The 5,162-nt window shown below is 43.9% G+C and carries 5 protein-coding genes and 2 pseudogenes; all 7 read left to right on the top strand.

The genetic code is table 11. The annotated features are described in order from the left end of the window. Positions 1–141 (top strand): annotated as a pseudogene (locus tag I656_RS18005) (IS982 family transposase); the annotation flags it as partial. A 103-nt stretch (positions 142–244) separates the two neighbouring features. Beyond that, the gene (locus I656_RS19830; protein WP_278247987.1) at positions 245–577 is read left to right on the top strand and encodes a LysR substrate-binding domain-containing protein; all 333 of its coding nucleotides are present in this window, start codon (positions 245–247) and stop codon (positions 575–577) included. A gap of 31 nt (positions 578–608) precedes the next feature. After that, positions 609–2,115: pseudogene (gene istA / locus I656_RS06715) on the top strand (IS21 family transposase). Beyond that, complete coding sequence (gene istB / locus I656_RS06720; protein ID WP_020755377.1) at positions 2,112–2,864, top strand: IS21-like element helper ATPase IstB; 753 nt, start codon at positions 2,112–2,114, stop codon at positions 2,862–2,864. The pseudogene istA and the gene istB overlap by 4 nt, the downstream one beginning before the upstream one ends. A gap of 619 nt (positions 2,865–3,483) precedes the next feature. Next, entirely contained in the window at positions 3,484–3,807 is a 324-nt protein-coding gene (locus tag I656_RS0115790; protein WP_216367745.1) for a hypothetical protein, read from the top strand. Between the two features lie 86 nt (positions 3,808–3,893). Further along, positions 3,894–4,139, top strand: a complete 246-nt coding sequence (locus I656_RS06725) for a hypothetical protein (RefSeq protein ID WP_020755374.1) — start codon at positions 3,894–3,896, stop codon at positions 4,137–4,139. 29 nt (positions 4,140–4,168) lie between these two features. After that, positions 4,169–4,591, top strand: a complete 423-nt coding sequence (locus I656_RS06730; RefSeq protein WP_020755373.1) for an NUDIX domain-containing protein — start codon at positions 4,169–4,171, stop codon at positions 4,589–4,591. Positions 4,592–5,162 lie beyond the last annotated feature (571 nt).

Here is a 5,162-nt window from a genome sequence, read left to right as displayed (position 1 = left end):
ATCGAGACGGTGTTCTCGGTTCTAGTTGACCAATACCGGATCACAGGGATCCGAGCAAATTCCATGATCGGATTTGAAGTAGCGCTCGACGGCATATTGTTAGCCTATTCGCTGGTCACACTAGGGCTAGTTGAGTTCTAACGCTCAACTAGCACCACGGGTAATAAGTATTAATAAGTTTAAAAAGGAGAGGCAACGCGTTGGAACTACGTCATTTGAAATATTTCATAACAGTGGCTGAAGAATTACATTTTGGTATTATGATACAGTGATGAATGGTTGTTATCAGGCAGGATTCTATCCAAAGGTAGTACAAGAAACACAAGAATTACCTACTGTCATCTCTCTTGTTTCAGCAGGAATGGGCGTAGCTCTTGTACCAGCTTCGATGCAATATGTATTCAAAAATAAAGTTGTTTATCGTGACATTCAGAATAATCCATTTACCACTACGATGGCCCTTGCTTGTTTATTGCAAAATAAAAATACAGAGTTCTGCAACGAAAAGTGCAGAGCTGAAGGCAAAGAAAAAAAGGCTTGCCAGCCTCTAACATTTCCTCTACTGTGGAAGTTGTGAACACATAACCAAACAGTGGAGGAGCGAAAGGATGCTGGCAATGCCCGAAATTAATCGTATCAGAAAACTGCGTGAAAAGAAAGGGTTATCGATTGCGGAAATTTCCCGTGAAACGGGATATAACTGGAGAACGGTCAAGAAATACGCAGATGAAGACATTTCTGTCCAACCAACCATCAAACGCAAAAAGGGGATGATGGAGGAAGAAGGGTACGGGCAAATCATTGATGACTGGTTGGAGGAGGATGCCAAGCTGCCGAGAAAACAACGGCGAACGAACAAGACGATGTTTGAAGCGCTTTGTCGTGACCATGGATTTCAAGGCTCGTATCGCACCGTTTGCGCGTACGTGCAAAAACGAAGACCGCAGCTCAAGCTCGAGAAAGAACAGCGCTATGAACGACTGGAGCACCCGCCAGGCGAGGCGCAGGTGGATTTCGGGAAGATGACGGTGGTGACGAAGGAGGGGAAGGAAGAAGAGCGATCGGTTTTGATCATGAGCTTTCCCTATAGCAACGCTGCGTTTGCTTATCCGCTGCCGGCGGAAAACAGTGAATGCTTCCTCCACGGGTTGACGCAGCTGTTTCGTCAGGCTGGGGGAGTGCCAAAGGCATTGCGCATTGACAATTTGTCCGCGGCCATTGTGTCGATTCGAAAAGGGGGAGAACGCCGATTCACCGAGGCTTTTGAGAAATTCCAACTCTACTATCGGTTTGATGTACAAGTGTGCAATCCATACAGTGGACATGAGAAAGGAAATGCGGAGCGAAAAGTCTATTACACTCGCAACCTTTGTTTCATCCCCGCTCCATTGATGGAGTCGGATCCGGAGCTGGTGGAGTGGCTGCATCGCAAGATGGTCGAGGACCGAAACCGTCCTCATTATGAAAAGGGGCGGTGGATCGAGGAACTATGGCAGGAAGAACAACCAGAGCTGTTGGCGTTGCCGGAACAAGATCTTCCGATCTTCTCCCTCGATCACGCTTACGTGAATAAATACGGAGAAGTGATGGTGGATGGGAAGGCGTTCGTCGTCCATGGCCTGTCCGTCCCCAACCGGGTGTTGGTGAAGAAAGAATGGAATCGTTTCGTTGTGTTCTCTTCCGATGGAGACGTCCATCTTGAAGCGCCAAGGCCGTATACGAACGTGAAACGCGAAATCCCTTGGAAAGAGATTTTCGCTGAGTGGGAGACCAAACCCCGGGTTGTCGGACATTCCCGCTACCGGACGTACTTGCCGGAGGCGATCCGAATGTATCTGGCTGGCCCCCCCGCCCCAGGTGGTGGCCCGTTTAAAAGGACTGCGAGCGCTGTTGGATCGGCACACGCTTTACGAAATCGCCCAGTGGCTCGAGGAGAGTCAGCGATGGGACTTGACTCCTCATGAAATCGGCGTGTTGATGGAAGCGAAGCACTCCTATTACCCGGACAAGTGGGAAGAATCATACACCCCTTCCGTTCTAATCGACTATGAAACGGATTTAACGGTGTATGATCAACGTCTTCATCCCGCTCGGGAAGGGAGTGTCCAGAAATGAGAGCAGAGGTGAAAGAGATTTGTAAAGCGCTGCATTTGGCCTATATCGCAGATCGATTCGAGGAGGTGAGATTCGAAACGAAAGAACAGTTTTTGCGGGATGTATTGGCGCTGGAACTGTCGTGCCGCCAAGAAGCGAAACAGGCTCGGCTGATCAAGAAAGCCAAGTTTCGGGAGTTGAAATGGCTGAAGGATTACGAATGGTCGGGTCATATCCATTGGCCAGCCACGACATTGAGGGAGGAACTGTGTGACCTTCGCTTTTTGGAGCGAAAGCAAAACGTTCTGCTTTTAGGTTCACCTGGAACGGGGAAAACCCATCTCGCCACAGCACTTGGCATTCAGGCGTGCCAACAAGGCCATGAGGTTCGGTTTTTCCGCGTCGCGGATCTTGTCGCCCAGCTGGAAGAGGCGTTGAAAAACGGCACGCTCGGACGGCTGAAACGAAGCCTCGACCCATGCGAACTGTTGATTTTGGATGAACTCGGCTATGTGCCGTTTCAAAAGCAAGGATCGGAACTGTTGTTTCATATTATCGCCGACTGTTACGAGCGAAAAAGCGTCATGGTGACATCGAATCTAGAATTTGGACAGTGGAATCGGGTGTTTGGGGACAACCGTTTGACGGCAGCGTTAGTGGATCGCTTGGTTCACCATGCCCACATCTTGGCCTTCACGGGAGAGAGCTATCGACTGCGGAACGCTCTCTCCGCGATCCAGCCGTCCTCTGCCCCCGGTCTGGAACCTTAAGTCTTGAGCTGGCAAGCCTATGTATTTTTTCTTGCACTTCTCTGCATTTTTTGCTTGCAAAAAACACCTTGCTTGGAAAAGTGACAATCTATCACCAACTGTACATGCGTTTATTGATCTAATGAAAAAATCTGTCATTCCACTCTTTAACCAGCATGATTGGAATGATCTCTTTTAGGTCAAGCAAACCGTTAAATGTGGGGGACACCAACATGAGTAAAGCGAGAACTCATTGGTGAACCATACAGAGTTTGAGTTCCATTTTAAGTCCAAATAATTGTATAAACATGAAAAGACTGATCTGGCATCAAAAATTTCAAAGAGGACAAATATAATTTCTATCTTTAGCTCAGTAAGTGCCTATATAATTCCTAGAAGAGAGTTAAATAATGTAGAGGAACAAGAACTTATCTTAAATCAAAGTTAACACACATTGAGAAAGAAACAGTAAGGTAAAAAAGAATTGATACTTCTGCCACAAAAGGAATCAAAAAGAGACATCATTCTTAATATTTTCATTCTTCTGATGGTGCCGTGTAGATGCGGCATGGTTGTCTCTCATGGAAGAACGAATGAACTTCCATCATCTGTAGTGCCGCGAAATGCAGCATGGGTGGCTATGATTCAAAAAGTTATTATCAACAAAAAGGTGGGGGTAATAGTGTTAGACAAGAAAAAAGTAGGAAATATATTAGGTGTCACGTCTTTGTTTCCTGTAATCATAAGTATCATTATTTTCTATGTTGAAAGAGGTCCAGATGCTGATGTTTATTTCGTGATCACAATTTATGGCATCTTATCAATTATTGGTATTTTATTCGCTGTGTTCTCGTGGTTGATGACGAAACGTTTCTTTCTGCCAATTATCAGCTTGATAGGAAATGGAGCGGTTTTGGCCATTGCTTTTCTTTTGCTATTGGCAATGGGGATTAGTGAACCATAAAAAAATATTCTTATTCAAAGATTCTGCCCGTAGTTGCAATCTTTCTTTTTCTCCTGTAAATACACAAAAGTAGGTGGCATATAAAAATGGAAATGAGTAAGTTTATACTTCTTGGCGATATATTGATTATGAAAGTAAAGATTGATGGCGTTGATTATACATTTAGCATTAGGTGGAAAGCACCGAAGAAACCTTATGATGAAACTTGGGAACTTGTATCATATGCGAAAAATTCGACTGGTGAAAAAGATTTAAGTGAAGAACAAATTAAGAAGTTTATGGATACAGTTAATCCTAAAATGAATTGGAATATAGCAGATTTTCAAAAGTAAACTTCTTGAACTAACGGGTGTAATGAAAAATGCTCATCTACAGTGAAATGGTTGTAGTTTTGAAAGGGTTTATTTTACACGAAGGAAAAGTATTAATTGTACAACGCGCTAATGATGACGAAGTGGGCGGCGGAACGTGGGAGTTAGTCGGAGGGCAAATACACTTTGGAGAAGATTTAGAAGCGGCGCTGTTGCGAGAAATCCAAGAAGAAGTTGGATTGGATGTGACGGTGGAGCGGATTTTATATGCGACGACGTTTCAAACGCACGCAACGCGGCAAGTCGTCATTCTTACATACTTATGCAAAAGCGATCATCATGAAGTTGTTCTTTCGGAAGAGCATATCGATTATTGCTGGTCGACTAAAGAGAGAGTGCGTGAACTGCTGCCTCCGGCCATTCTTCACGACTTTGAAAGAAATGACGTGTTTTCGTTGGAAGAATGGGTATAGAGTAGAGATGGAAGATAGCTAAATGAGTTCAGTTCATGCCGAGTAAGATCCGCGGACCGCGCTATCCAAACAAGATGGTTTGACGGATTGATAAAAGATCAGGTGCTTTTTATCGGGTCACAATCTCAACTTCCAACACACAAACCATATCTACCAATTGCTTAATAAAATATTAATCGGGAGCTGATTCAGATGAGGGCATCACAGGAATTTATAAAGAAATTAGAAGAATTGTATCAAATCTATGAGAATGAGGTAAAAGAAAAATGGAAAGAAGGTCTGTTAGCTGATGACACGGCAAAGACATATCTGTGTCATTCGAGAAACTTTGTAAAATGGTGCCGAAATGAATTTGTTCCAGGTGGAAGAAACGAAAAGAAATAGTTGCAGTCACCATTGAAGTTGAAAAAGATTTCATTGCATCTGATGATGAACAATTTGATGAATATGTAAAATGGGAAGCTTCAGTTAATACAAGCTAAATTAGTATCTGCATATATCTCTATAAAATTTAGGTGAATCGTAATCTGATGTTAGATAACGAATATACGTTTCCGTGAAAATCCCCACC

The organism is Geobacillus sp. WSUCF1 (assembly GCF_000422025.1).
GTDB classification, from domain to species: domain Bacteria; phylum Bacillota; class Bacilli; order Bacillales; family Anoxybacillaceae; genus Geobacillus; species Geobacillus zalihae.
Note: the sequence above shows the minus strand (reverse complement) of the source record. Positions and strands in the feature narration are given on the sequence as shown.